A 25,671-nucleotide genomic window follows, 5' to 3' on the forward strand; every position below is an offset into this window, starting at 1 on the left:
AATCGTAAAAAGGCCCCGCGGCAAGCGCAGCGGAAGGCTCCTTTTTCTGCATATCTGATACAGTATATTCATTGTCCGTTCGATTTGCCCGATTTTTCCCGCAGCCGGGAAATCCCCCGTGGGCGGCTCAGGGAAACCCGTTCAGAAAGCCTGATATATTTCTATAGAAATATTATCTTGGTTTGACAAGTATTTTCCAATGCTTTATAATTGTTTCAATAATTTTTTTTGTTGTTACAAAAGATAGGAGGAAGAATGAAGCAGCGGAGAGAACAGATCGTGGAACTTGTCAACAGCGAGGGCGCTGTCAGCTTTGCGAAATTGAAGGTTGCATTTCCTAAGGTTTCGGAAATGACTCTGCGCAATGATCTGAAGTTTCTGGATCAGGCCCGCCAGATCGTCCGTGTGCACGGCGGAGCAAAATCGGTGGAGGTCGTGATCGGAACGGACGATCTGTTTTACAAGCGCAGTACGCGGAATATGGAAAAGAAGCGTCAAATTACCGAAAAAGCGGTGAAACTCCTGCGCCCGGGAACATCCGTCTTCCTCGATTCCGGAACGACGGCTACGGAGCTGGCCCGTGTTTTTCCCGATGAATCCTACCTGATTTTTACCGGGGGAATCAGCTGCGCGCTGGAACTGGCACATCTGACGCAGTCGCAGGTCCATGTTCTCGGCGGACAGATGAACCGTTTCAGCCTGAGTGTGAACGGCATCAACAGCGTGAAAGCGATTGAGAATGTCAATTTCAGCATCGCGTTTCTGGGTGTGACCGGTTACAGTCCGGAAACGGGTTTCAACTGCGGCGTAGAGGACGAGAACGAACTGAAAAAGGCGGTTCTCCGCAAATCCGAAAGGGTAGTCGCTTTAATGGACTCCGGGAAAGTAGGCATTGTCAACACCTTTACTTTTGCAACGCTCAAGGACATTGATCTTGTGGTTTCCGACGATGAACTGGACCCCGAAACGAAAGGCTTTTTTCAATCCCACGGAGTAGAAGTCCTCTAGGCTTCCTCATTTTTTGTCTGTCCCTGCTGATTTGGCTGCGAAAGCTTTTCTGTACCCGGTAAAAACCGGCCGCGAAAAAGAATTGTGAAGGAAAGAGCGAGCATACTAAACCCGAATGGATTTCACATAAAGAGCGGGACAGTTTGAAGATACGGCGCCAAACAGCAAAGTGCAGACACGACCGTTTCCCCCGGCGCCGGCGGAGGGAGGACATATGAAGAAAAATACCGGAGGACTGCGCATCGTAATGATGCTCGGCCTGTGCGGGGCTTTCGCGGTTTTCAGCTCTACCATATCAAAATCGCCGGTTTTACCGATCTTTGCAAAGAATCTCGGCGCGACCGGCACCCAGATCGGCTGGATCGCTTCGGCGTCCACCCTGCCCGGAATCCTGATAAGCTATCTGGCCGGGGATCTGGCCGACCGGTTCGGATATAAAAAAATCCTGATCGGTTCCCTGCTCGTTTTTGCGAGCGCGCCGTTCGTTTACTTTCTGGTAATCAATCCGATGGGGCTGGCGGCGGTGCGTTTCTACCACGGCTTTGCGACCGCGGCGTTTGACCCGGTGGCAATGGCGGCTATCGCGGCTTTCAGCCGGAACAACACCGGACAGAACCTGTCCCTCTATACCTCCGCCACGCTGATCGGCCGGGCGCTGGCGCCGACCGTGGGCGGCGCGGCGTATGAGTACGGAGGAATCCCTGCGGTATACGGAATTGCGGGCGGCGCGGGCATTCTGGCCTTGGCCTTTGCAGTCTGGTATTTCCATAAAAGCAAAAATATGCGGAGGGCGGAGGAAACGGCCAAAAGCCGGAAGGAAGAAGCCGAAAAGATTTCCTCCCTGAAAAAGCTGTGGGGCATGCTGCGCTACCGGCCCCTGCTTCTGGTCGGAGTGCTGAACGCCTGCGCGTATTTTTCCTACGGCGCGTTTGAGATGATCTTTCCCCTTTACGCGAAACAGCTCGGAATGTCCACCGGGCAGATCGGGTATGTGCTCGGCGCCCAGCTGATCGGAATGATTTTGCTGAAACCGGTGTTCGGCCGGGTGTCCGACCGCGTGGGCCGCCTGCCGCTGATGGTCGTCGGGCTGTTCGTCTGCTCGGGCACTTTTTTTCTGCTGACCTTTCTCAAAGCGGTCATGCTTGTGATCCCCCTTATTGTGGTCTACGGACTGGGATTCGCCCTGATTACCTCCGGAACCAACGCGCTGGCGGCGGACGTTGCGCAGAAGGGGCAGCTCGGCGGGTCGCTGGGCGTGATGAGCACTATGATGGACATCGGCCAGACCTTCGGCCCGCCTGCGATCGGCGCAGTGAGCGACGTGTTCAGCTACACTGCGGGAATCGCCGCGCTGGGAGGAATCCTGCTGCTCGCGGCGGCAGGATGTATTTTTGCGCTCATCAGACAGCGGAAAACGCCCCGCCCGGATTAAGCTTTCCTTGACGGTCACGGTAAGTTACGGTATCATATCATAGGAATGACCGGCGGACCGGGCCGGAACGCTTAACGGGGGGAACGGAAATATCCTATGCAACAAAACTGGAAAAAGAATACGGTTCTGTTTCTGACAAGCCAGACGGTTTCTCTGTTCGGTTCGTCTCTGGTTCAGTATGCCATCATGTGGTATATTACCCTGCAGACCAAGTCGGGCGTCATGATGATGATCTCCATCCTCTGCGGCTTTATCCCGACCTTTCTGCTTTCACCCTTTGCGGGCGTCTGGGCGGACCGCTACGATCGGAAAATCCTGATTGCCCTGTCGGACTCCATGATCGCGCTGTCGACGCTGGTCATGGCGGTTTTGTTCCTTCTGGGGCACAAGGCCATGTGGCTGCTTTTTGTCATATCGGCCGTGCGCGCGCTGGGCTCCGCGGTGCAGACGCCGTGTGTGGGCGCGTTTCTGCCGCAGCTGGTGCCGGTGGAAAAGCTTACCGCGGTCAACGGGATCAACTCGAGCATTCAGTCCGCCATCCTGCTGCTTTCCCCTATCGCCAGCGGCGCGCTGATGTCGGCGGCGCCGATTGAGACCATCTTTTTTATTGATGTGGGAACCGCCGCAATCGGTGTTTTTACGCTGCTCTTTTTCCTTCGCGTCCCTGCCCGGGCGGGCGGCGCGGCGCCGGAAAGCTCCGGCTATTTCGAAGGGCTGCGGCTGGGATTTTCCTATATCGGCACACACCCGTACCTGAAACGGTTCTTTCTGTTCTTTGCCCTTTTCACCTTTCTGGCGGCCCCGGCGGCTTTTCTGACCCCGCTGCAGGTCACGCGCAGCTTCGGAGAAGAGGTCTGGTACCTGACCGCGATCGAAATCGCCTTTTCCCTCGGGATGATGCTGGGCGGGCTCCTGATGGCCTGCTGGGGCGGCCTGAGAAACCGTGTGCACACCATGGCGCTTTCCAGCTTTCTGATCGGTGTCGGGGTGTTTCTGCTGGGCGTTGTCACCGATTTTTGGGTCTATCTGGCGCTGATGGGGCTTGTCGGATTCGTCATGCCCATTTTCAACACGCCCTCCACCGTCCTGCTTCAGGAAAAGGTGGAGCCGGATTACCTTGGCCGCGTGTTCGGCGTGCTGACCATGATTACCAGTATGAGCATGCCTTTGGGAATGCTTTTATTCGGTCCCCTGTCCGACTGGATTAAAATCGAATGGATGCTGGTTGCGACCGGGGTGCTGATTTTCGTGGAAGGACTGTTCCTGGTTTTCAGCAAAAAGCTTGTGGAGGCCGGGCAGAAGCCGGTCTGAACGGATAACAGGATAGCATTATAAGGGCGCATATCCCGTTTGGGGATATGCGCTTTTCGCTGCCCGAAACGGGTAAAAATGACTGATTTTTAAAAGGCTTAATGCGTGTGGATGAATATTATTACCAAAAAATGACAGCGTGCATTTGACAGGATTAATGATTTTGTGATATTATAGAAATCTAAGAAGCAATCTATAAAAAAATTGAAGTTGTTTCTTGTCGGATTATGGGCAGAAAAGGAGGGCATTTATGATTGAATATAAAAATGTCAGTAAGTCTTATGGAAAACAAAAAGTTGTGAAAGATTTGAATTTAAAGATACCCGACGGTGAGTTTGTCGTGCTGATCGGCCCTTCCGGCTGCGGAAAAACGACAACGCTGAAAATGCTGAACCGCCTGATCGAGATGGACTCGGGCAGCATCAGCATCGACGGAAAGAATATTATGGAGATGAATCCCGAAAAGCTGCGCAGCCGCATCGGGTACGTCATCCAGCAAATCGGGCTTTTCCCGAACATGACGGTGGAGGAAAACATCTGCGTGGTGCCGCGTCTGTTGAAGTGGGACAAGGAGAAAAGCCGCCAAAGGGCGAAAGAGCTTCTGGAACTGGTCAATATGCCGTATGAAACCTATGCTCATAAATATCCGAATGAAATGAGCGGCGGCCAGCAGCAGAGAATCGGCGTGCTTCGCGCGCTGGCGGCGGAGCCGCCCATTATCCTGATGGATGAGCCTTTCGGCGCGTTGGACCCGATTACGAGGGACTCCCTTCAGGATGAGGTCAAGTCCCTGCAGCAGCGCCTGGGAAAGACCGTCATCTTTGTTACGCACGACATGGACGAGGCGCTGAAAATGGCCGATACGGTCGTGTTTATGAGCGAGGGCCAGATTTTGCAGACGGATTCCCCCGAGGGGATTCTCCGCGCGCCCGCCAACGACACCGTGCGGGAATTTATGGGCAAGCATGTACATAATTTCTCACAGAACCAGCTGGCGTGCTCCGACCTGATGAAAACCAACGTGGCAAAGGTCACACAGGACAAAAAGACGCTGGAATGCGTCAATATCATGAGCCGCAGGGAGATCGACTCCCTTGTCGTGGTGGACCGGGAGGAACACTATATCGGCGTTTTGCTGATTGAAACTGTCAACGAGCGCGGCAAGGCGGGCGACACCATCAGGGACCTGATTACGGTGGACTTCCCGACCGTTACGCCGGACACCCCCGCGAAAACCGCTTTCGATATCATCAGCAGCCAGCGGGCGGAATACGTGATCGTGCTGACGGAGGACAAAAAAGTGGCCGGCATCATTACAAAGACCAGCATGTCAAAGGCATTGGCAAGCGTTGTTTGGGGGGATGGGCAATGAGTGATTTCTTCCGTCTTTACGGGGATAAGCTGCTCCAGGCCATCGCAACCCATCTGGTTTATGTCCTGATTTCCGTTTTTATCGGATTTGTCATCGCCCTGTTCCTGGGAATCCTGCTTTCCAGAGCCCCGAAAATATCCAAATTTGTTCTGCCGGTCCTTTCCGTGGTGCAGACGATCCCCGGCATCGTGTTTATCGGCATCCTGTTCCTGTATCTCGGAATGGTGCCCGCGACCGTGCTGGCCGCGCTTTCCATTTACGCGATTTTCCCGGTACTGAAAAACACCTACACCGGCTTGATTGGCGTTTCGGAGCAGTATAAGGAAGCGGCGAGGGGCTGCGGGATGTCTTCCCTGCAGTCGCTGCTGCGGGTGGAGCTTCCGCTGGCGCTTCCCGCCATCATCGGGGGGCTGCGGATGTCCACCGTCTATATTGTAAGCTGGGCGGTGCTGGCCTCTATGATCGGCCTGGGCGGCCTGGGCGATTTCATCTATATCGGCGTCAGCACCAACAATAACACGCTGATTATCGCGGGCGCGATTCCGGCTGCCATTCTCGCGGTGGGGCTGGGGCTTTTGATCGACTATTTCCAGAAAAAGGCCGTGCCAAAGGGATTAAGGGGGGATGTCAAGTGAGCGCGACGATGATTTTTGAACATCTTTATATTGTGCTGCTTTCGGTGCTTTTCACCGTTCTTCTCGGCCTGCCGCTCGGCGTGCTGGCCTATATGAAAAAACCGGTGCGCTCCGTGGTGCTGTGGGCCGTGGATATCCTGCAGACCATCCCGGCGCTGGCGCTGCTCGGAATCATTATGGTTTTTCTGGGCGCGGGCAAGCCGACGGTCATCATCGGCCTGGTGCTGTATTCCCTGTTGCCGGTCGTGCACAACACCTACCTCGGCCTCAGCAATATTGAGCCGGCCATCAAAGAGGCCGCCGACGGCATGGGCATGAGTCGGACTTACCGGCTGCTCCATGTGGAAATCCCCATTGCCTTCCCGGTCATCTTCACGGGAATCCGGATCGCAACCGTCACCTCCATCGGCGTAGCCGTATTTGCCACGTTCGTGGGCGGCGGCGGGCTCGGCTCCGTCATCTACCGCGGCATCCATATTCAGAACATGCAGCTGATCCTGTTTGGAACGCTGTCGCTGATGGGGATGGCCGTGCTGTTCGACGGCGTGATGGCCTATATTGAAAAACGGCTGTACCGCCACAGGACCGTAAAAGGCGATGAGCATTAAAATACGGTTCCATCCGGGAATCGTGTATTTTCGTCGACAGGAATATCAATAATATATAAAGAAAAGAGGGAGAAAGTATGAAAAAAGTGATTGCCGTTATGATGAGCCTGGTTTTGGCGCTTTCCGCCGCGGGCTGCGGCTCGGGTAAAAGCAGCGGGGACGAAATCGTCATTATGGACGGTCAGTTTTCCGAAATGAAGCTGATTCACCAGATGGTGAAAATGCTGGTGGAGCAGGACACCGACGCCAAGGTCGTCATTAAGGACGAGGTCTCCCCCGTCAACGGCTTCAACGAGCTGGTCAAGGGCAACTGCGACCTGATGAACAGCTACGACGGCACCTTGCTGACCACCTATCTGAAGCTGGACACAAAGGATATCCCCGAAGGGAAGACCCTGTACGATTTTGTCAACGAAACCGCGCTCAAGGAGAAAAAGGTCTATCTTCTGGACAAGCTCGGAATCAACAATACCTACGCGATCGCCGTTCCGCAGAAGATCGCGGACCAGTATAAGCTGGAAACCATCAGCGACCTTGTGCCGGTGGCCGACAAGCTGGTGTTCGGCGCGGAGCATGAGTTTTTCAGTGAAGAGGGCAGCATGAAATTCAACCCGTTCGTCAAATTTTACGGGCTGAATTTTAAAGAAAGCAAGCCGGTCGATCTGGGACTGAAATATTCCGCGGTGGAAAACGGGAACATCGACGTGACCGAGGTTTACGCCACCGACGGCCTGAACAAAAAGGCCCAGCTGAAAGTGCTGAAGGACGACAGAAGCTTCTTCCCGGAGTACAACGGCGCGCTGCTCGTCCGCTCGGACCTGTTCGAGCGCTTCGAGAAAACGGCCCCCAACCTCAAAGAGACCCTGAACAAGCTCGGCGGAATCTTTGACAACGAGACCATGGTCAACCTGACCTACGCAGTCGACGTGGAGGGCAAGACCGTACCGGAGGTCGCAAAACAGTTCCTGCAGGAAAAGGGGCTGCTCAAGTAATTCAGCTATCTTCTCAATCATAAAAAAGACCCGGATCAGCGCTGTACAACGCTTTTCCGGGTCTTTGTATTTTGTTTTATTCTTCCTCGTCCGGGTAAAGAAAGCTTTTCACCCGGTCCTGGCAGTTGTCCTCGCCGCAGTAATACAGCACGTCGTGCTTCTGCAGAATCGCGTAGGGGCCGGGGGACATCATCAGCGTGCTGTTGCGCTTGATGGCGATGATGGTCGCCGCCGTGTGGTGCCAGAAATTCAGCTCGGACAGGGATTTGTCGAGCAGGGGCGTTTTGTCCGTAATCTCGATTTCAAACGGAATAAACGGATTGATGGATTGGAAACGCTCCGTCCGGTCTATGATGCTGGAAATGGATTTCAGCAGAAATTTCGTCTCTTTTTTCTGCCGTTCCACGCTGCTCAAAATATCCTTTTTCAGGTCGTTCAGCGACTGGATGTCGTTGTACTGGTGAACGAATTTTACGGCGTTGTCGTACGATTTGATAATCACGCCGCTGCCCTTTGTCACGTCTACGATCTCCAGGTCGGACAGTACGCAGATGGCGCGCCGTGCGGTTTCGGAAGAAACGTTGTACTGGCTTGCAAGGTACGATCTCGCGTATATCTTTTCTCCTACGCGGTAACGGTTGTCCACGATCTTTGCCGCAATGTCGGCGGCAATCTTCTGGTAAACCGGTGCCGTTACTTTAATGGTGTCCTCCATAAACCTCACCTATCCTGTGAAAATACCTTTCTCTGTTTTTACGTTCAAAAGCACTTCCGCATAAAAACGGAGGTGCTTTTTCTTTATTTCTATCATATCACAATCGCGCGGCGCCGACAACTGGAAAAATCAAAGAGAACTGAACCGGATTCCGGCCTGACGGCGGCCCTGCTCCAGCAGCCCGATGCAGCAGCGCATACGTTCGCAGGCGCGTGCGTACGCGGCCTCGTCCCGTTCCGTAAGAATGCGGGCGAGCTCCCTCTGCTGACAGAACATGGAGGATTTGCGCTCCGTGGAAAGCAGTTCCTCCCCGCCCCCGCGGGGATAAAGCCGGATACTGTCCAGAGAGGTGGGGCCCTCCAGCGTGACGGTACCGTTTTCGCCCTGAATTTCGCTTGCCGACCGGCTGACGGAGATTTTGGAGGAGCTGAGCACGGCGCAAAAGCCGTCGTACTCCAGAATCTGGGTGCAGACCCCGTCCACCCCGCTTTCGAGCAGAGCGGCGGTGCAGGTGCTTCTTTTCGGCGCGCCAAACAGGGCGGCGCAGAGGTAAAGATTGTAAATGCCGAGGTCGGCCAGCGCGCCGCCGTCGTATTCCGGGCTGAAAACGGGCGGGTTCTTTCCTTCCTTATACGCGTCGTATTTGGAGGAATATTTCATATAGTTGAAATAGACGTAGTGAACGGGGGCGATCTTTTTGACCGCTTCCTTCAGGACGTTCAGATCGGGGTTGTAGATCGGGCGGATCGCTTCCAGCAGGTACACATGGTTTCTTTTCGCGATATCCAGCAGCTCTTCGAGCTGCGCCGAGGTCGCCACCGCCGGTTTTTCCACAATCACATGCTTTCCGGCGGAAAGGCAGAGCTTTGCCTGCGGGAAATGCAGGCTGTTTGGGGACGCGATATAGACGGCGTCCAGTCCGGGGCAGTTTGCCAGGGCTTCCAGTTCGGTAAATACGTGGGGAATCCGGTAGAGGGCCGCGTACTGAGCGCCGGTCTCCGCTTTGCGGGAATAAACCGCGTAAGGCTCGTAGCTTCCCGTTTCCACAGCGGCCTGTACGAACAGGCGGGAAATTTCCGAAGTGCCGATAATTCCTAGTTTCATAAAGCAGTTCCTTTCCTGAGTATCCGGAATGTTGTGTACAGCAATTCCCTTTTAGTTGGCAAGACAGAACACGTTTTCCCCCCGCCGAAGGCGGGGGGAAAACGCAACCTTGTTGCAGAATCAACGGGAAACGCTGTAGGCTTAGTGTAGCATGGAACCGGCGGCTTTTCAAGCGGGACCGGGCGGCGGCGGCTCTCCTGCGCGGGACGGTACGAATTTTCGGCTTCACGCCCTGGGCCGGAAGGCGCAGGGGGGCTTTTGCCGTGGGAGGAAGCGTAAAAAAACAGAGACAGGATGCTGCATCCTGTCTCTGAAAAAGGAAAGGAAAGAAAAACTCAGGCGGTTTCTGTTGTTCCGGAAATCTCTTCTTTTTCTTCGGCCGCTATTTTGTCCTTCAGCCAGTTTTTGCCTTCCATGATGCGCGCTACGATCATCGCCACGCCGGTGTCGCCGGTGGAGTTGATGGCGGTGGCGGGCGCGTCGGTAATGGTGCCGATCAAAACCATGATCGGGATGGAAACCTCGGGGAAGCCGAAGGCGGAAATAATGAAGATTTCGCCGACGTAGCCGCCCGCGGGAATCGCGCCCATCACGGTGGAGGCGACCACCGATACCAGAATGGCGGTGAACAGGATGTGCGGGTCAAGGAAGTTTACATGGAACACCGAGCACATGAACGCGATTTTCAGGATCGTAATCAGGCATGCGCCGTCCTTGTGCAGGTTCGCACCCATGGGGATGGTGATGTTCGCAACGTCGTCGGAAATATGCATCTGTTTCGCGGCGATCAGCTCCGCGGGGATGGACGCCGCGCTGGAGCAGGTACCCAGAGAGGTGAGCGTCGGGGAAATGATGGGCTTCCAGAAGCGCTTTACGCCGATCACGCCCCCGCCGATAAAGGCGAACAGCGTGTTGGACAGCGCGTAGTAGACCACGGCCGCAATCAGGTAGATCACGAGGGAGCGGGACAGCGGGCCTGCGATTTCGCCGCCGTACTGGCCGATCAGCGTTGCGAAGAACGCGCCCAGCCCGATGGGGGCGAGCAGCATGACATATCCGACCATCTTCATAATGACGGCGGAAAGCGAGTCAAAGAACTGCATGACCGGCTTGCCCTTTTCGCCGACCGCGACCACCGCCACGCCGGAGATCATGGAGAACACGATCAGCGCCATCAGGCTTTTGCGCGACCACAGGAGCGAAAAGTCGTTTACCGTGAACATGGACAGGAAGTTGTTGTTGCTGGTCAGGTCCTCGACCTTCTCGTTCATGGCGATCTGCGCGCCCTTGGCGGGGTCGAAAACACCGCAGATGACCGCCATATAGACGCTTGCGATAATTTCGGTCAGGATGAAGATCAGCATCATGACGCCGAGAATTTTACCCAGCTTTTTCAGGTTTTCCATGTTCGCAATGGAGGACACCAGGGAAACAAAGATCATCGGGACGACGCAGCAGTACAGAAGGTTCAGGAAGATGTCCGCGATCGGGGAAAGAACGGTGGCGCCGGAGCCCCAGAACGCGCCCAGAATGGAACCCGCAAGCATGCTGCCCAGAAGGATAAAGGGGAACTTGTTGTTTTTGAAGAAAGTCGCCATTTGTTTTCCTCCTCTTGTTTTTTGTGGACTTTGTTTACAGGGCTTTTATGTTTTTGACAATGTTCTCTACCGCCGCTTTCACGTACTTCGGCTCCGTCGCAAGGTTCAGCCGGATAAAGCCCTTGCACTGGGCGCCGAACCATTCGCCGTAATCCACCGCAAGACGGCATTTGTTCTGGGTGAAATCCTTTACGCCGTCCGGGTCCAGATACGCGCGCATGTCGAGCCACATCAGATAGGTGCCTTCCAGCGGGGTGATAACGATTTTGGGAGCGCCTTCCTTTAGGGCTTTGCAGACGTATTCGTAATTTTGCCTGATGACCGCCAGCGCGCCCTCCAGCCAGTCCTCTCCTTGGGTGTATGCCGCCTGCGCCGCGGTCAGGCCCATAATGTTGACTTCGGTCTGGTTGATCGTTTTCGCATAGTCGTCGTACCGGGCAAGGATTTCCGGGTTTTCAATAATAATGTGGGAATTCAGCAGCCCCGCCAGATTAAAGGTCTTGGACGGCGCGGTCACGGTAATAAGGTTGTCCGCGTATTTGCCGCCTTTTACGATTGCGGACGGAATCTGCTTTTTGTCGCCCAGAACGATGTCCTGATGGATTTCGTCGGAAACGACCAGCACGTTGCGGCGTTTGCAGATGTCCAGAACCGTGTCGAGCTCTTCCTCCGTCCAGACGCGGCCGGCCGGGTTGTGCGGGGAACACTGGATGAACAGCTTTACGTCGTTGTCAACAATGTTCTTCTCGAATTTTTCGTAATCGATCGTGTAGAGTCCGTCGGTATTCGTAAGTTCACAGGTTACCAGCTTGCGGCCGTTGTCCTTGACGGCGTTGTGGAACGGATAGTAGACGGGGGTCAGGATCATGACCGAGTCGCCGGGTTTGGTAAACGCGTTTACAAACCAGTACAGGGCGACCACCACACCGGTGGAAAAGCGCATCCATTCTTTCTTCGGGCGGTATCCGTGATGCTTCTCCTCCCAGTTGAAAAACGCCTCGTAGTATTCGTCCGGGACAAAGGAGTAGCCGAATACGCCGTGGCGCACCCTTTCGGTCATTGCCTCTACGACCGCGTCGCAGGTACGGAACTCCATGTCCGCCACCCACATGGAAATCAAATCCGGGTCGCCGAACCTCAACTGTAAAGCGTCCCATTTCAGGGAGCTGGTCCCCATCCTGTCTACCGCGTACTTTGCGCAAAACTGTTCTGCATTCATTTGATCACCTTTCTCTTCTTGCTTCGTTTATTGTTTAGTCATTAAACTATTTTCTGCTAAAAATATAGCACTATGCTAAGAATATGTCAATTAAATAATGTTAAATATTAAATATTTGTATATTGTGTAGAAATGAAGCCCGATATTTCGACAATATTACAGAATTTTGGTTTAGTCATTAAACATGAAAAAGGGCAGAAAAAAACCGGCGTGAAGCCGGTATCAAAGTCGGGTCCGCGCCCGGCGTGCCCGGAGGGAGAGAGGGACCCCCTCCGGCCGGGCTATGTTAAACTCCCCACCAAGTGGCGGCCCCTTCCAAGATGGGGCCGAGTTGTATTCTTTCAGTTGGGTTGAGCTGACTTCCCCAGTCAGGCTGCGCCTGCCGGCCCCCTCGGGGAGGGGGCCGAATCCCCTGCCTCCCTCCGTGAGGGAGGTGGCGCGCCCGGCGCGACAGAAGGAGTTCCTTCGCAAACGTATCACCGTAATTTAACAGATAACTGTCTGAGAGCGTCGCCGTAGGCGCGTGCCGACCAAATGGTCCGCGACGGAGGGAGTCTCCGCCTGTTACATTAGAGCATCGTAGCAAATGGGAGTTGATCGTTAGCTTTGCCCTCAGGCCGGGCGGGCCCCTACTTTCGCGTTTGTCCGAAAGTAGGCAAAGGACGCGCAGGGGGATTTTTAATTCCCGGCGGGAGTGCTCCATAAAATCCCCCTGCACCCCCGGGTATCCCCAAAGTGTCTTTATGAAATACGAAACCTATATGGTTTTCATTGACGAAAGGATATGGAAGCTGGGGTGAAACTCCCTCAGTCAGGCTGCGCCTGCCAGCTCCCTCAAAGAGGGAGCCTAAAGAGGTCGAACCCCCAGCCTCCCTCCATGAGGGAGGTGGTGCGCCCGGCGCGACGGAAGGAGTCTCCGCCTGCTTCATTAGTGCATCGCCGCAATTCAACAGATAGCTGCCTGAGAGCATCGCCGTAGGCGCTTCCCCGACCGGCAGGTCCGCGCAGGGGGATTTTTAATTCCCGGCGGGAGTGCTCCATAAAATCCCCCTGCACCCCCGGGTATCCCCAAAGTGTCTTTATAAAATACGAAACCTGCATGGTTTTCATTGACGAAAGGATACGGAAGCTGGGATGAACGTAACCCGGCGGGAAGCCGGTATGCCGGTATATTGTAATTTTATTCGTTTTATGTCATAATACATATATATTTAGAAACGGGGGCTCTTACATGGCGACTAAGGACCAGCGCGAGGATTTGGACCGGCTGTACCGCGAGCTGAACGCGCGCGCCGATAAGCTGTATAAATTTGTTCTGCTTTACAGCGATTACATACATGCCCAAAGGGATTACGGCACCGGGCAGAAAATAGGCATGATCGATGTACACACCCTTACCTATATTGAGGAAAACCCCGGCACCACCATCACGGAGCTTGCGAAGGACTGGAACAAAACCAAGGGCGCGATTTCCCAGACCGTGAAAAGGCTGGTGGAAAGCGGGCTGGTAACGCGGAAAATGAAGGAGAACAACTCCAAAACCGTCCTGCTTTACGCTACGGAGGAAGGTACGCGGCTTTCCATCGCGCACAAAATGTACGATCTGGCGGATATTGCCCAGACCACGGAAGAACTGATGATGAAATGCACACCCGAGGAAATCGATACCTTTTATAAGGTGATCGACGTATATATCGGCCTGTTAAAGCAGGACGAAAAATAAATCCCTTCTTGTACGGGGCCGGGCCGGGTGCTATAATGCAGGTGTAATGAACCGGCGGAAAAGCCGGACGACGGGAGTGGTTGCAGTGACGGTGATCGGCAGGTATTTTACCCAGCTGGATTTGGCGATGGAGAACGAAGCGGCATTTTCCGGGCTGGAAGGGCTGTTTTCGGAAAACGCTTCCCTGCGGCTGAAAGGGTACGACGAAATACGCGGGCGCGGAAAAATCAGGGAGTTTTTTCAGGCTCTCCTGGGCAGAAACAGGGAAATGAAGCATGTCTGGGAAATCCTGCCCGAACAGGGCGGGTTCCGGGTGCCGTGGGCTGCGGCCTGCGTCAGCAGGACCGGCGGCGTTTTCACCATGGAAGGGACGGACCACATTGTGCTGGACGCCGACGGGAAAATCCAAAGCCTTTTCCTCGGAATCGGCACGGAGGCTTAGAAGAGGGCGGCCGGGGGACACTTTCCCGCCGCCCTTTCGCCGCCGCAGGGCACAAAAAAACGCCGTACACGGATACGAAATCCATATACAACGTCATCAAGCGTCCGCGGGTACAAAATCCCCTCTGTACAAAAGAGTAAAGAGGCGGTATAATAATATCCGCAGCGTGCCGATTCTTCGGTTGTGTATGGAGGTGTACTCTCCGTATGCAGGGGGCGGGGTGTTCCAGCACTCCGTTCCTGCGCTGCACTTTTATTTGTGCCTTGCAACTGAATTATAGCGCGTTTTCTTTGCCAGTGCAATAGAATTTGCTAAATTATATCATTTTATGGAAAATAAAAGGGGCGGGAAAGAATTCCCGCCCCTTTTTCAGGCGTCTGCGGTGATGTTTTATATGAGTCGGGTGACTTCCTCAAAGAGAGAGCCAAATTCTGCTTTTTCGTACCCCCGTCAATGAAAACCACAGCGGTATCCCATCTCCTAAAGACACCTTGGGGATACCTGAGGGTGCAGGGGGATTTTATGGAACCCTCCCGCCGTTACTTAGAACGACGGAATTTAGCGACCCATTCATCTTTTTGCTTGCAGTCGAGTCCGCCGTAGGCGCTTCCCGACCGGCAGGTCCCCGCCCGGCCTGAGGGCAAAGCTAACGATCAACTCCTACTTGCGGCGATGCACTAATGAAGCAGGCGGAGACTCCCGCCCGGCCTGAGGGCAAAGCTAACGATCAACTCCTACTTGCGGCGATGCACTAATGAAGCAGGCGGAGACTCCCGCCCGGCCTGAGGGCAAAGCTAACGATCAACTCCTACTTGCGGCGATGCACTAATGAAGCAGGCGGAGACTCCCGCCCGGCCTGAGGGCAAAGCTAACGATCAACTCCTACTTGCGGCGATGCACTAATGAAGCAGGCGGAGACTCCCGCCCGGCCTGAGGGCAAAGCTAACGATCAACTCCTGCTTGCGGCGATGCTCTCATGAAAGCAGGGGGTGACTCCCTCAGTCAGGCTGCGCCTGCCAGCTCCCTCAAAGAGGGAGCCAAAACCTTTATATATTAAGGATTCCTTTTTAATAACTGCTGTATGACCGACAGAACGGCTACAATGATTATCATGATTATGGATTGCTTTAAACTGACGGATAAATCATTGCTTGCTTTCATCAATAAACGGATGATTTCTTGGGATATGAGGAAAAAAATTAAATACAATTCATTTTTGCCGATGTTTTTTAGGATTGCCTTCAAAATATCACCTCAAACCCGTTCCGATATCCATTAAATTAATTCCTGTATATTTAACTATATCATACATAATTAATATATGCAATTTACCAGATGGGTTTTGGGGCGGCTCAAACTTCCCGCCGCTTTTGATACGGCGTACGGTCAGAAGCCGACCAGAAACCCGCCGTTCTCCGTGTAATAGCTGGTCAGCCCCCGTGTCTGCAAAATCGTGATTTTCGTGGTCAGGCAGACGTGCGCGATCAGCTCTTTCAGGCGCTGCGCGCCCTTGGGATTGTTGCAGTGGCTGATGACGACGGGCTTGCCCGCCATGTCTTTCAGCTTGTTCATGGTTTCCACGATCTGCATGATCGCGCGTTCCTCGCCGCGCGGCTTGTGCAGCACCTTGATCTCGCCCTCCGGCGTGTTGGAGGCCACCGCGCGGATGCCGAGCGAGTTGGCCAGGATCCCCGCCACGCGGGACATGCGCCCCGATTTGATCAGGTTGTCGTAGGAACCGAGCGCGAACAGCAGAAACAGGCTGCGGGAGTACGCTTCCGCCTGTTTGACGACTTCGTCGAAGTCCAGCCCGGAGGAAATCAGCTCCGCCGCTTTTCTCAGAATCAGCACCAGCCCCCCGGCGGTGGAATGGGAATCGATCACGTGGATTTTCTTCCAGGGGAATTCCTCCAGAACCATGTCCCTTGCGACAAGGGCGCTGTTGTAGGTGCCGCTCAGCGCACTGGTCATCGTCACCGCCATGGTGCAGTCGCTTTTCCGGAATTCGATTGCCCACTCTTCCGGCGACGGGCACGCCGACGAGGACGGCCCCTTGTAATTTTTCATCTGGGCCAGCATGATGTTTACATTCAGCGAATCATCGTCGGTGTACTCGGTGCCGCCCACGATGAGCTTCAGGGGTACGGTCGCAAAGTGCAGGCCGTAATCCTGGAATGCGTTTTGAGGTAAGTCGCAGGAGCTGTCTGAAAGAATACTCCAGGTCATAAAAGCACTCCTATAATTTCAAATTATCATATAGTTTTCAAAACCATATATTTTAGTCTATAATATCATAATGTATAGCACACATTAATTCTAAGTGAGAAAATTAAATAATTTCTCCCGCTCGCGAAAAAACGCGGCCGCCGGGGGCAAAATCGCGCGGAGTTGCAAAATCTCTTCAATAAGATTATAATATCTGTCAAACCTACAAATATTATAACCGGAGTTGAGTTCTATGTATGATGAAATTGCGGCGCAGGCGAAAAAAGCCGTCTGCGAATTGATAAAAGCCGCGGATCTGACCGCGGGAAATATCCTGGTCGTGGGCTGTTCCTCCAGCGAAATCGGCGGGCACGATATCGGCTCGTCCTCCAGCGTGGAAATCGCCAACGCGGTGTTTCACGCCGTTTACCCCGTTTTGAAGGAAAAGGGGATTTATCTGGCCGCTCAGTGCTGCGAGCATCTGAACCGCGCGATTATTATTGAAAAAGAGGCGGCGGTCAGGGACCGGCTGGAAATCGTCAACGCCGTTCCGCGCCCGAAGGCCGGCGGTTCCTTTGCCACGGCGGCTTACTCGAACTTTGAGCATCCGGCGGCGGTGGAGGAAGTCACCGCTCAGGCGGGAATCGATATCGGCGGCACGCTGATCGGCATGCACCTTGCCAGAGTGGCGGTGCCGGTGCGCCTTTCCGTGCGCAAAATCGGCGAAGCCAACGTGACCAGCGCGCGCACCCGGCCGAAATTTATCGGCGGCGAACGCGCGAATTACGACGAAAGCCTGAAATAAGGAAAGTATTTCCTCACGTAAAAACAGCGCCTCCCGTAAAAACTACAGTAAATGATTTATTTACTGAGGTTTGGGGAGGCGTTTTGCTTTGGGGACCTTTTATGAGAACGATCCGGATTTACGGGGATATTTTGAAAATCTGCCCATCGACGTGAAAAACAGGATTCTGGAATCGGGCGTGGAGATTTCCACGCTGGGCGAGCTGATGCAGGCCGCCGAGCATATTCGGGAAACAAATGGATAATCCTGTAAATTCTGCGAAAACTATTCCCGGAGGTGAGTCCGATGAAAGACAAGTACAGCGGTTTATACGAGCTGATCGAAGAGGACAGCGAAGCCGGTGAATACTTTGACAACCTGCCCGAATACGTGCAGGAATCCATCAGCGCGCGGGAGGAGAACATCAATTCCTTCGCAAGCCTTCGCGATTACGCTGAGAATCTGATGCGGGACGATGAATGACAGCGGCGGGGCGTTTTGCCCCGCCCTTTTCCTTTTTGTTCCGTTTGACAACCGTGCTTTTCTATGCTACACTAGTAAAAATATATTTTTACACGCAGAGATGGAGAAAGTAACCCCTCCGAAGGCATACAGAGAAGCTTTTGCGGCTTTGCCGCGCTGAAAGAAAGCGGGCGGGAGGCCGGGCGAAAATGGCTCCTGAGCGGCGCACCGAGACCGGATTTCCGGTTTAGGCTGCGACGGGATTTCCCGTTACAGAAAGCGGGTATAGACGGTGTCCTGCACTGTAATATCCTGAGAGGCCCGTTTCGCAAGGGACGGGTGAATTTGAAGTGGTAACACGGGATTTGGAATCTCGTCTTCATCGGGCACGGCGCCTGTGGAGACGGGTTTTTTTTATTTTCCGGGGCACTGAAAGGAACAAAGCCATGAAAATCAGCGAAATTCTGAACAGCGGCAGGGTCACGGTTTCCTGCGAGCTGTTCCCACCGAAAAAAGACGACGATATTGCCCGGGTGAACGAGGTTGTGCGCGACATTTCCGCGCTCAGGCCCGATTTCATGAGCGTTACCTACGGCGCGGGCGGCGGCACGTCCCAGAATACGACCCGCATCGCGTCGGAAATCCAGAACTGCGGCGTGACCGCGCTGGCTCACCTGACCTGTGTTTCCTCCACCAAGGAGGAGGTCGGGCAAATATTATCCGGGTTAAAAGAACATCATATTGAAAATATTCTGGCCCTGCGCGGCGATATCCCCCACAATTCCGATTTCCCGTCCCCCGGCCAGTACCGCTACGCCGGCGAGCTGGTCAGGCAGATCAGGGAATACGGCGGGTTCTGCATCGGCGCGGCCTGCTACCCCGAGGGGCACGTCGAGTGCGCCCGCCGGGAGGACGACATCGGCTACCTGAAGGAAAAGGTGGACAGCGGCTGCGACTTTCTGACTACACAGATGTTTTTTGACAACAATATTCTCTACCAGTTCCTGTACCGGATTCTGGCGAAGGGGATTCATATCCCGGTGGTGGCGGGCATCATGCCGGTGACCAACAGCGGCCAGATCAGGCGGATCTGCGCGCTTTCCGGCACGGAGCTGCCGCCGCGCTTCAAGGCGATCGTGGATAAATTCGCCGACAAGCCCGCCGCCATGAAACAGGCGGGCATCGCCTACGCGACGGAGCAGATCATCGACCTGATTTCCAACGGCGTCAGCGCGATTCATATTTATACGATGAACAAGCCGGATATCGCGGCAAAAATCATGGATAATTTATCGGAGATCATCAGGGAATGAAAGAGACGGAAGAAGTGCTGCGCTACCTTGGCTACCGCGGCAAGCCCGCGGATGAGCGCACCCTGCTTACAATAGAATCCTGCCTGAACGAGCTGCGGGCCGGGGTCACTCCCCGCAGCCTCAGCCTGCTTCTGCCGGTGGAGTTCGACGGGGACGCGGTGCTGCTCGGCAACCTGAGGGTGGAAAGCAGGGATTTGAGGAATCATCTTTCCGGCTGTGGGGAAGCGTACCTGTTCGCGGCCACGCTCGGCACAAAAGCGGATTTCCTTTTGGAGCGCGCCTCCAAAATCGACATGAGCCGCGCCGTGGTGCTGCAGGCCTGCGCCGCCGCGCTGACAGAGAGCGTCTGCGACGAAGCGGAACAGGAGCTTTCCGCCGAGGCGGCAAAGCGCGGGCTGTTTCTGCGGCCCCGGTACAGCCCCGGTTACGGGGACTTCTCCATCCTGCATCAGCGCGATCTTCTGGGGATTTTACAGGCGCAGAAAAAAATCGGCCTTGCCATGACGCAGGACAGTATGCTGGTGCCGACAAAATCCGTTACCGCGGTCATTGGCCTGACCGCAGAGCAGACGACCTGCCACATTGCGAAATGCATGGGCTGCAAGTCTTTGAATTGTCCGTTCAGAAAGGACTGATATCATGGGAATACTGGAAGACTTGGGGAAACGTATCGTCTTTTTTGACGGCGGCATGGGCACCCTTTTACAGGAAAACGGCCTCGGCCCCGGCGAGCTGCCGGAGCTGTGGAACCTGACCCGCCCCGAACTGATAAAAGAAATTCACAGCAGATACCGCGCGGCGGGCGCGGATATCCTGACGACCAATACCTTCGGCGCGAACCCGATCAAGCTGCACGGCTGCGGCCGTACTACGGAGGAAATCGTGGCCGCCGCGGTGGGCCTTGCCAGAGAAGCCGCCCCCGGCGCGCTGGTCGCCATGGACATCGGCCCGACCGGAAAGCTGCTCAGGCCGCTCGGCGACCTTGATTTTGAGGACGCTGTTTCCGCCTTTTCCCGGGCCGCCGCCGCGGGGGAAAAAGCCGGGGCCGACCTGATCCTGATCGAGACCATGAGCGATACCTACGAGTGCAAGGCCGCCGTGCTCGCCGCGAAGGAAAGCACCCGCTTGCCCGTGTTCGTCACGATGGTCGTGGATGAGCAGGGCAAGCTGCTGACCGGCGGCGACATCCCGGCTGCGGTCGCGCTGCTGGAGGGTCTCGGCGTGGACGCCGTGGGGCTCAACTGCGGGTTCGGCCCCGAGCAGATGAAAAAATTCCTTCCGCAGATGACGGGGGCGTGTTCCTTGCCCGTGATCGTGAACCCCAACGCCGGGCTGCCCCGCACCGAAGGGGACAAAACCGTGTTCGACGTAAATCCGGAGGAATTCGCCGCCGTGATGGAGGAAATCGCGAAGGAAGGCGCCTGGATTCTGGGCGGCTGCTGCGGCACGACCCCGGAGCATATCGCGGCGGTCGTGCGGCGGTGCAAAGACCTTTCCCCGCGCCCCATTGTCCCGAAAAACCGCACGGTGGTTTCCTCATTCGCCCGGGCGGTCGTGTTCGGCAAAAAGCCGGTTCTGATCGGCGAGCGCATCAATCCCACGGGCAAATCCCGGCTGAAACAGGCGCTGCGCGACAACGACATGGATTACCTGCTGCGGGAGGCGATCACCCAGCAGGAAAACGGCGCGCATATTCTCGACGTAAACGTCGGCCTGCCGGAGATCGACGAGCCTGCGCTCCTTCGCCGCGCGGTCATGGAAATTCAGGGGATTTCCGACCTTCCGCTTCAGCTCGACACCTCCGACCCGAAGGCGATGGCGGGGGCCATGCGCATTTACAACGGCAAGCCGCTGATCAATTCGGTCAACGGGAAGGCCGAATCGATGGAGGCGATCTTCCCGCTCGTGAAAAAGTACGGCGGCGCGGTGATTGCGCTGACGCTGGACGAAAACGGGATTCCGACCACGGCGCAGGGCCGGTTTGAAATTGCGGAAAAAATCGTGAAAATAGCCCGGGAATACGGGATTGACAAAAAAGACTTGGTTTTCGACACGCTGGCCATGACCATCAGCGCCGGACAGGAAAACGCCGCCATTACGCTGGAAGCCCTGCGGCTGATCCGCGACCGGCTGGGCATCCACACCTCGCTCGGCGTTTCCAATATTTCGTTCGGTTTGCCCCAGCGGGAACACATCAACGCCGCGTTTTTCACGATGGCGCTGCAGAACGGGCTGGGGGCCGCGATCGTCAACCCCAATTCCGCCGCGATGATGGACGCGTACCATGCGTACTGCGCGCTCAGCGGCAGCGACGAGAAGTGCATGGACTATATCGCCCGCTATTCGGCGCAGAAAACGGAAACCGCGCCGCCGCCCGCCGCGGGGGAAATCTCTTTGCTGGACGCGGTGGTGCGCGGCTTGAAGGAAAGCGCGCACGCGGCGGCGCTCCGGCTGGTGGAAACGGAGGAACCGCTCGCCATCATCAATACCCAGATGATTCCCGCGCTTGACCGGGTGGGAAAGGATTTCGAGCAGGGCGTGCTGTTCTTGCCCCAGCTTCTGATGAGCGCGGAGGCCGCCAAGTCGGCGTTTGAGGTCATCCGGGGGAAAATGACCGTCAACGGGGAGCAGACGAAGAAGGAAAAAATCATCCTCGCGACCGTCAAGGGCGATATCCACGATATCGGCAAAAATATCGTCAAGGTCCTGCTGGAAAATTACAGCTACGACGTGATCGACCTCGGCAAGGACGTCCCCCCCGAAACGGTGGTGGACGCGGCGGAGGAGGGCAGCGTGAAGCTGGTCGGGCTCAGCGCGCTGATGACGACCACCGTTTCCAATATGGCGGAGACCATCCGCCAGCTGCACGAAAGGGTGCCGGACTGCCGGGTGATGGTCGGCGGCGCGGTGCTCACGCCCGAATACGCGCAGTCGATTCACGCGGACGCCTATTCCAGGGACGCGATGGGTTCGGTGCATTACGCGCAGAAGCTGTTCGGCGGGGAGTGACCCGCCGTTTCGATACCAAAAGGCTGCCGGAGGGAAATCCCCCGGCAGCCTTTTGGTATCTCGGTCAGAATGGATAGACTCCCCCAGTCAGACTCTGCTCTTGAATAACCCTGCCCTTTTCTAATCGCCGGCTTTGCCCTCAGGCCGGGCGGGCCCCTACTTTCGGTTCTTGTACGAAAGTAGGCAAAGTACGCGCAGGGGGATTTTGAATTCCCGGCGGGAGAGCTCCATAAAATCCCCCTGCACCCCCAAGTATCCCCAAAGTGCCTTTAGGAGATACGATACCGCTATGGTTTTCATTGACGGGGGATACGGAAGTTGGGGAGAACTCCCTCAGTCAGGTTGCGCCTGCCAGCTCCCTCAAAGAGGGAGCCTAAAAAGGTCGAACCCCTGCCTCCCTCTGTGAGGGAGGTGTCGCGCCCGGCGCGACGAAGGGAGTCTTGGAGCATCAGACTTCGGTTTAACGTAAGCCGATTGGAGGTATCGCCGTAGGCGCATCCCGACCGGCAGGTCCGCTTCCTGACCGGCAGGTCCGTCTGCCGACCGCATGGTCTCAGTTATCCCCGAAAATCTCTTTTTTCAGGCGCTTTCCGGTCGGCGTGGCGGCAAGCCCGCCCTCGGAGGTCTCCTTCAGGCTGCGGGGCATCGCGTCGCCGATCCGCTTCATCGCGACGATGACCTCGTCGGCGGGAATCGCGCTCTGGATTCCGGCCAGCGCCAGCTCCGCGCCCACAAACGCGTTCGCCACGCCCATGGCGTTGCGCTTGATGCACGGAATTTCCACCAGCCCCGCCACCGGGTCGCACACAAGGCCCAGAATATTTTTCAGCGCGATGGCACAGGCGTGCTCCGCCATCTGCGGGGTTCCGCCCGTCAGCTCCGTCAGCGCCGCCGCTGCCATGGCGGAGGCCGCGCCGCATTCCGCCTGACAGCCGCCCTGCGCGCCGGCAATGCTCGCATTGTTGGCGATCACCATGCCGAACGCGGAGGCGGTGAACAGCGCCATCACCACGTCGCGCTCCGGAAGCTCCCGGTCCTCCATCACCGTCAGCAGCGCCGCGGGGATAATCCCACAGGAACCGGCGGTCGGCGCGGCGACGATCTTGCCCATACAGGCGTTGCTTTCCGAAACCGCAAGCGCTCGCACCAGCGCGTTGCCGAACACCTTGCCGCAAAGGGTGCGGCCTTTGTCCACCGCCTGTTTCATTTTGTACGCGCCGCCGCCCGAAAGCCCGCTCACCGAGCGCATGTCCGGGTCAATGCCGTCCTCGACGGACTGCTGCATCACGCGGAAGCTTTCCAGCATCGTCCGGTATATTTCCGGCTCCGGCTTTTCCAGCTCGCGCGCCTGGTCCTCCAGGACGATCTCCGATATTTTTTTATTTTCGCGCTCGGCCGCGCCCACAAGGTCTTCCACCGAATAATAAATTCCCATCTTCCATCAGGCCTTTCCGATTCTTGGTTTCTCGGCCGCGTCAGTCCGGCCGCAGCATGGTCGAGCGGAGGACGTTCGGCAGTTTTTCGATTCCGGCATTGCTTTCCCGGCTGAATTCGCCGTCGACCTCAATGGTCATCAGCGCCGTTTCACCCTTGTGCCCGCGGGTCAGCTTGAAGTTGCCGATGTTGACCCCCTGCGAGGCAATGTAGTTCGTCACATGCGCGATCACCCCGGGCACGTCCCGGTGCAGGATCAGGAGCGTGGTCTGCTGCCCGGTGACGTCCACCTTCATCCCGTTGATTTCGCTGATGACGATGTTTCCGCCGCCCACGGAAGCGCCCTGCAGGGTCGCGGTATGCCCCTGCTCATCCGTCAGGGTAATCACCGCCGTGTTGGGGTGAGCCCCCTCGATTTCACCCTTTTCAAAGACAACGGAAAGGTTCCGTTCCTTCGCGAGCGCAAGGCTTTCACGGATGCGGGCGTCGCTCGGGGACATGCCCATGATCCCGGCGACAAGGGCCTTGTCCGTTCCGTGCCCGCGGTATGTTTTCGCAAAGGAGCCGTGCAGCAGAATGTGCGCGCTCACGGGCTTTCCGTCCAGCAGCGCGCCGGCGATCCGCCCGATTCTTACGGCGCCCGCCGTGTGGGAGCTTGACGGGCCGATCATTACCGGCCCGATGATATCAAAAACGTTCATAAGAAGCCTCCGCCGCCACATTTTGAAGGGAATGATTCCAATTTACGCTGCTATTATAGCATAATGCGCAGGGGTTGGAAACGGTCTTTTTCCGATAAAGCCCCTGCGGGCTTCCTTTTCTTTTTTGGTGGATTGTATATTATCATGCCCGGAACACAAGATAATATTTGTAAAAAAATTCCAATATTTATTTTGAACTTCAAAACTTTCTTGACAAAACGATTCTTTTTTGATATAATTAACAAATATTTTGAACTTCAAAATAAATGGCGAAAGGAGGGAACTGCATTGAATAACGAATACTCCCAGATCAATAATTTTCTTGTAAAAGTGTTTAACGAGGTACTGAGAACGGAAGAAGCCAGCCTGAAAACCAAGGAATCCCACAACCTTTCCATGCGGGAAATGCATGTGATCGAAGCGGTGTGCGACGGCACGCAGGCGGGCAAAAACACGGCTTCGGATATCGCGTGCTCCCAGGGAATCACCGCGGGCACGCTGACGACGACCATCAACACGCTGGTGAAAAAGGGCTTTGTCCAGCGGCAGTAGGACCAGCGCGACAAAAGAGTCGTCCGTATCCTCCCGACCGAAAAAGGAAAAAGCGTAAATGAAGTTCATTCCTCTTTTCACCACAAAATGGTTTCCGCGATCATGTCCGCCATGACGGAGGATGAACTGGCCATGTTTGTAAAGGGACTGGCCGCGGTGAAAAACTTTTTTGAAAGCAACAAAAAATAGTGGAGGACTTCTATGGCTATTAAGATTATAACGGACAGCACGTCGGACATTGCCCTTGACCGACAGGCCGAGCTCGGGATCGAAATCGTTTCCCTGAGCGTACATTTCGGCGACAAGGAATATGTGGACGGCGTGGACATTACCAAACCGCAGTTTTTTCAGATGCTCCACGACAGCGCGGAGCTTCCCACTACGGCGCAGGTCAACCCCGAACGGTTTGAAAAATTATTTGAAAAATACAGGAATAGCGGCGACGAGGTAATCGGTATTTTCATTTCCGGCAAGCTCAGCGGGACCTATCAGTCCGCGGTAATTGCCAAACAGGCGCTGGGAGCGGAAAACATCCATCTGATCGATTCGCTGACCGTCAGCTTCGGGCTGGCGCTTCTGGTTTATGAGATGATCAAGCTGAGGGACGCCGGAAAAACCGCGGCGGAAATCTGTTCCGCAGTGGAAGAACTGAAAAGGAAGCAGAAGTTTTACGCCATTATCGATACGCTGAAATATCTGAAAATGGGCGGCAGGCTATCGGCCTCCTCCGCTTTCCTCGGTTCCATGCTCCACATCAAGCCGATCGTCTCGATCGAAAACGGCGAAATCAAGGCGTTTGACAAAAAGAAAGGGCACAAGGCGGCCTCTCTGCGCATTGCGGAGATGATGGAGAAGGAAAAGCCGGACCCCGCTCACCGCATCTTTTTCGGCGACACCGATTCCCCGCAGTTTTTGAACCTTCTGAAGGACGCGGCGGGGTCCGTGGCGGACATTTCGGACAGCGAGATTATCGCCCTCGGGTCGGTCGTCGGCACCCACGGCGGGCCGGGCTGCGTGGGCGTATCCTATATTGCGCAGGGGGATTCCTGACG

24 protein-coding genes are annotated in these 25,671 nt (G+C 55.5%); 17 read left to right on the plus strand and 7 right to left on the minus strand.

Annotated elements, in window-relative coordinates; translation table 11 throughout:
- The first annotated feature begins 255 nt into the window (after window positions 1-255).
- From ACRQU7_RS00390 to ACRQU7_RS00420, 7 genes are all read left to right on the plus strand, one after another.
- Window positions 256-1,008, plus strand: a complete 753-nt coding sequence (locus ACRQU7_RS00390) for a DeoR/GlpR family DNA-binding transcription regulator (protein ID WP_444642834.1) — start codon at window positions 256-258, stop codon at window positions 1,006-1,008.
- 214 nt (window positions 1,009-1,222) lie between these two features.
- Complete coding sequence (locus ACRQU7_RS00395) at window positions 1,223-2,440, plus strand: MFS transporter (protein WP_038322324.1); 1,218 nt, start codon at window positions 1,223-1,225, stop codon at window positions 2,438-2,440.
- Window positions 2,441-2,536: 96 nt separating this feature from the next.
- A complete protein-coding gene (locus ACRQU7_RS00400; protein ID WP_444642837.1) occupies window positions 2,537-3,751 on the plus strand; it encodes an MFS transporter in 1,215 nt (404 codons plus the stop codon).
- 250 nt (window positions 3,752-4,001) lie between these two features.
- Window positions 4,002-5,123: an ABC transporter ATP-binding protein gene (locus ACRQU7_RS00405; protein ID WP_038322322.1), complete on the plus strand. Its 1,122-nt coding sequence runs from the start codon at window positions 4,002-4,004 to the stop codon at window positions 5,121-5,123.
- Window positions 5,120-5,758: an ABC transporter permease gene (locus ACRQU7_RS00410; protein WP_444642839.1), complete on the plus strand. Its 639-nt coding sequence runs from the start codon at window positions 5,120-5,122 to the stop codon at window positions 5,756-5,758. Before ACRQU7_RS00405 ends, ACRQU7_RS00410 begins: the two co-directional genes overlap by 4 nt.
- Window positions 5,755-6,366, plus strand: coding sequence for an ABC transporter permease (locus ACRQU7_RS00415; protein WP_038322320.1), 612 nt, complete (start codon window positions 5,755-5,757; stop codon window positions 6,364-6,366). The genes ACRQU7_RS00410 and ACRQU7_RS00415 overlap by 4 nt, the downstream gene beginning before the upstream one ends.
- 77 nt (window positions 6,367-6,443) lie before the next feature.
- On the plus strand, window positions 6,444-7,358 hold the full coding sequence (locus ACRQU7_RS00420; protein ID WP_444642842.1) for a glycine betaine ABC transporter substrate-binding protein: 915 nt from the start codon (window positions 6,444-6,446) through the stop codon (window positions 7,356-7,358).
- A gap of 76 nt (window positions 7,359-7,434) precedes the next feature.
- Here the strand turns inward: ACRQU7_RS00420 and ACRQU7_RS00425 are convergent, their stop codons facing one another.
- The 4 genes from ACRQU7_RS00425 to ACRQU7_RS00440 all read right to left on the minus strand — a co-directional run bounded on the left by ACRQU7_RS00425 (window position 7,435) and on the right by ACRQU7_RS00440 (window position 11,994).
- On the minus strand, window positions 7,435-8,073 hold the full coding sequence (locus ACRQU7_RS00425; protein WP_038322318.1) for a TrkA C-terminal domain-containing protein: 639 nt from the start codon (window positions 8,071-8,073) through the stop codon (window positions 7,435-7,437).
- Window positions 8,074-8,202: 129 nt separating this feature from the next.
- Window positions 8,203-9,177, minus strand: coding sequence for a Gfo/Idh/MocA family protein (locus ACRQU7_RS00430; protein WP_444642844.1), 975 nt, complete (start codon window positions 9,175-9,177; stop codon window positions 8,203-8,205).
- A gap of 335 nt (window positions 9,178-9,512) precedes the next feature.
- The gene (locus ACRQU7_RS00435; protein ID WP_042081278.1) at window positions 9,513-10,775 is read right to left on the minus strand and encodes a dicarboxylate/amino acid:cation symporter; all 1,263 of its coding nucleotides are present in this window, start codon (window positions 10,773-10,775) and stop codon (window positions 9,513-9,515) included.
- Window positions 10,776-10,809: 34 nt separating this feature from the next.
- Window positions 10,810-11,994 carry a MalY/PatB family protein gene (locus tag ACRQU7_RS00440; protein ID WP_444642847.1) on the minus strand — a complete coding sequence of 395 codons (1,185 nt, stop codon included), beginning with the start codon at window positions 11,992-11,994 and terminating at the stop codon, window positions 10,810-10,812.
- Between the two features lie 1,231 nt (window positions 11,995-13,225).
- Here ACRQU7_RS00440 and ACRQU7_RS00445 point away from each other — a divergent pair.
- Together ACRQU7_RS00445 and ACRQU7_RS00450 are read left to right on the plus strand one after the other, a co-directional pair.
- Window positions 13,226-13,717 (plus strand): MarR family winged helix-turn-helix transcriptional regulator, encoded by a 492-nt coding sequence (locus tag ACRQU7_RS00445; RefSeq protein ID WP_038322314.1) that lies wholly within the window; start codon window positions 13,226-13,228, stop codon window positions 13,715-13,717.
- A 46-nt stretch (window positions 13,718-13,763) separates the two neighbouring features.
- Window positions 13,764-14,159: a nuclear transport factor 2 family protein gene (locus tag ACRQU7_RS00450; RefSeq protein WP_141826806.1), complete on the plus strand. Its 396-nt coding sequence runs from the start codon at window positions 13,764-13,766 to the stop codon at window positions 14,157-14,159.
- Window positions 14,160-15,545: 1,386 nt separating this feature from the next.
- On the opposite strand, the gene ACRQU7_RS00455 is transcribed toward ACRQU7_RS00450, so the two are convergent.
- Entirely contained in the window at window positions 15,546-16,385 is an 840-nt protein-coding gene (locus tag ACRQU7_RS00455) for a DegV family protein (protein ID WP_444642850.1), read from the minus strand.
- A gap of 232 nt (window positions 16,386-16,617) precedes the next feature.
- On the opposite strand from ACRQU7_RS00455, the gene ACRQU7_RS00460 reads away from it, so the two are divergent.
- The 6 genes from ACRQU7_RS00460 to ACRQU7_RS00485 all read left to right on the plus strand — a co-directional run bounded on the left by ACRQU7_RS00460 (window position 16,618) and on the right by ACRQU7_RS00485 (window position 21,932).
- Window positions 16,618-17,169, plus strand: coding sequence for a TIGR01440 family protein (locus ACRQU7_RS00460; protein ID WP_444642852.1), 552 nt, complete (start codon window positions 16,618-16,620; stop codon window positions 17,167-17,169).
- An 88-nt stretch (window positions 17,170-17,257) separates the two neighbouring features.
- Window positions 17,258-17,413, plus strand: a complete 156-nt coding sequence (locus ACRQU7_RS00465) for a hypothetical protein (protein WP_156103884.1) — start codon at window positions 17,258-17,260, stop codon at window positions 17,411-17,413.
- 41 nt (window positions 17,414-17,454) lie between these two features.
- On the plus strand, window positions 17,455-17,631 hold the full coding sequence (locus ACRQU7_RS00470) for a hypothetical protein (RefSeq protein WP_170949864.1): 177 nt from the start codon (window positions 17,455-17,457) through the stop codon (window positions 17,629-17,631).
- Window positions 17,632-18,056: 425 nt separating this feature from the next.
- Window positions 18,057-18,923 (plus strand): methylenetetrahydrofolate reductase [NAD(P)H], encoded by an 867-nt coding sequence (gene metF, locus ACRQU7_RS00475; protein WP_038322310.1) that lies wholly within the window; start codon window positions 18,057-18,059, stop codon window positions 18,921-18,923.
- Entirely contained in the window at window positions 18,920-19,558 is a 639-nt protein-coding gene (locus ACRQU7_RS00480) for a Vitamin B12 dependent methionine synthase activation subunit (protein ID WP_444642855.1), read from the plus strand. The genes metF and ACRQU7_RS00480 overlap by 4 nt, the downstream gene beginning before the upstream one ends.
- A 4-nt stretch (window positions 19,559-19,562) precedes the next feature.
- Window positions 19,563-21,932: a homocysteine S-methyltransferase family protein gene (locus tag ACRQU7_RS00485; protein ID WP_444642857.1), complete on the plus strand. Its 2,370-nt coding sequence runs from the start codon at window positions 19,563-19,565 to the stop codon at window positions 21,930-21,932.
- A gap of 553 nt (window positions 21,933-22,485) precedes the next feature.
- Here ACRQU7_RS00485 and sdaAA read toward each other — a convergent pair.
- Window positions 22,486-23,367, minus strand: a complete 882-nt coding sequence (sdaAA, locus tag ACRQU7_RS00490) for an L-serine ammonia-lyase, iron-sulfur-dependent, subunit alpha (RefSeq protein ID WP_444642859.1) — start codon at window positions 23,365-23,367, stop codon at window positions 22,486-22,488.
- 40 nt (window positions 23,368-23,407) lie between these two features.
- Entirely contained in the window at window positions 23,408-24,067 is a 660-nt protein-coding gene (gene sdaAB, locus ACRQU7_RS00495) for an L-serine ammonia-lyase, iron-sulfur-dependent subunit beta (RefSeq protein WP_038322306.1), read from the minus strand.
- A 288-nt stretch (window positions 24,068-24,355) separates the two neighbouring features.
- Here sdaAB and ACRQU7_RS00500 point away from each other — a divergent pair, with 288 nt between their 5' ends.
- Together ACRQU7_RS00500 and ACRQU7_RS00505 are read left to right on the plus strand one after the other, a co-directional pair.
- The gene (locus tag ACRQU7_RS00500; protein ID WP_444642861.1) at window positions 24,356-24,619 is read left to right on the plus strand and encodes a MarR family transcriptional regulator; all 264 of its coding nucleotides are present in this window, start codon (window positions 24,356-24,358) and stop codon (window positions 24,617-24,619) included.
- A 201-nt stretch (window positions 24,620-24,820) separates the two neighbouring features.
- A complete protein-coding gene (locus ACRQU7_RS00505; protein WP_444642863.1) occupies window positions 24,821-25,669 on the plus strand; it encodes a DegV family protein in 849 nt (282 codons plus the stop codon).
- The last annotated feature ends 2 nt before the right edge of the window (window positions 25,670-25,671 follow it).

Source organism: Caproiciproducens puteiluti (assembly GCF_052442865.1).
Taxonomy (GTDB): Bacteria; Bacillota; Clostridia; order Oscillospirales; family Acutalibacteraceae; genus Caproiciproducens.

What these genes read in the sequence shown, in the direction of transcription:
- ACRQU7_RS00435 (WP_042081278.1), bottom strand. Translation starts at nt 10,775, where the DNA reads ATGGCGACTTTCTTCAAAAACAACAAGTTCCCCTTTATCCTTCTGGGC.
- ACRQU7_RS00505 (WP_444642863.1), top strand. Translation starts at nt 24,821, where the DNA reads ATGGCTATTAAGATTATAACGGACAGCACGTCGGACATTGCCCTTGAC.
- ACRQU7_RS00450 (WP_141826806.1), top strand. Translation starts at nt 13,764, where the DNA reads ATGAACCGGCGGAAAAGCCGGACGACGGGAGTGGTTGCAGTGACGGTG.
- ACRQU7_RS00430 (WP_444642844.1), bottom strand. Translation starts at nt 9,177, where the DNA reads ATGAAACTAGGAATTATCGGCACTTCGGAAATTTCCCGCCTGTTCGTA.
- ACRQU7_RS00445 (WP_038322314.1), top strand. Translation starts at nt 13,226, where the DNA reads ATGGCGACTAAGGACCAGCGCGAGGATTTGGACCGGCTGTACCGCGAG.
- ACRQU7_RS00440 (WP_444642847.1), bottom strand. Translation starts at nt 11,994, where the DNA reads ATGAATGCAGAACAGTTTTGCGCAAAGTACGCGGTAGACAGGATGGGG.
- ACRQU7_RS00395 (WP_038322324.1), top strand. Translation starts at nt 1,223, where the DNA reads ATGAAGAAAAATACCGGAGGACTGCGCATCGTAATGATGCTCGGCCTG.
- ACRQU7_RS00455 (WP_444642850.1), bottom strand. Translation starts at nt 16,385, where the DNA reads ATGACCTGGAGTATTCTTTCAGACAGCTCCTGCGACTTACCTCAAAAC.
- ACRQU7_RS00390 (WP_444642834.1), top strand. Translation starts at nt 256, where the DNA reads ATGAAGCAGCGGAGAGAACAGATCGTGGAACTTGTCAACAGCGAGGGC.
- ACRQU7_RS00405 (WP_038322322.1), top strand. Translation starts at nt 4,002, where the DNA reads ATGATTGAATATAAAAATGTCAGTAAGTCTTATGGAAAACAAAAAGTT.
- ACRQU7_RS00470 (WP_170949864.1), top strand. Translation starts at nt 17,455, where the DNA reads ATGAAAGACAAGTACAGCGGTTTATACGAGCTGATCGAAGAGGACAGC.
- sdaAA (WP_444642859.1), bottom strand. Translation starts at nt 23,367, where the DNA reads ATGGGAATTTATTATTCGGTGGAAGACCTTGTGGGCGCGGCCGAGCGC.
- ACRQU7_RS00480 (WP_444642855.1), top strand. Translation starts at nt 18,920, where the DNA reads ATGAAAGAGACGGAAGAAGTGCTGCGCTACCTTGGCTACCGCGGCAAG.
- ACRQU7_RS00400 (WP_444642837.1), top strand. Translation starts at nt 2,537, where the DNA reads ATGCAACAAAACTGGAAAAAGAATACGGTTCTGTTTCTGACAAGCCAG.
- ACRQU7_RS00460 (WP_444642852.1), top strand. Translation starts at nt 16,618, where the DNA reads ATGTATGATGAAATTGCGGCGCAGGCGAAAAAAGCCGTCTGCGAATTG.
- ACRQU7_RS00485 (WP_444642857.1), top strand. Translation starts at nt 19,563, where the DNA reads ATGGGAATACTGGAAGACTTGGGGAAACGTATCGTCTTTTTTGACGGC.
- metF (WP_038322310.1), top strand. Translation starts at nt 18,057, where the DNA reads ATGAAAATCAGCGAAATTCTGAACAGCGGCAGGGTCACGGTTTCCTGC.
- ACRQU7_RS00410 (WP_444642839.1), top strand. Translation starts at nt 5,120, where the DNA reads ATGAGTGATTTCTTCCGTCTTTACGGGGATAAGCTGCTCCAGGCCATC.
- ACRQU7_RS00425 (WP_038322318.1), bottom strand. Translation starts at nt 8,073, where the DNA reads ATGGAGGACACCATTAAAGTAACGGCACCGGTTTACCAGAAGATTGCC.
- ACRQU7_RS00420 (WP_444642842.1), top strand. Translation starts at nt 6,444, where the DNA reads ATGAAAAAAGTGATTGCCGTTATGATGAGCCTGGTTTTGGCGCTTTCC.
- sdaAB (WP_038322306.1), bottom strand. Translation starts at nt 24,067, where the DNA reads ATGAACGTTTTTGATATCATCGGGCCGGTAATGATCGGCCCGTCAAGC.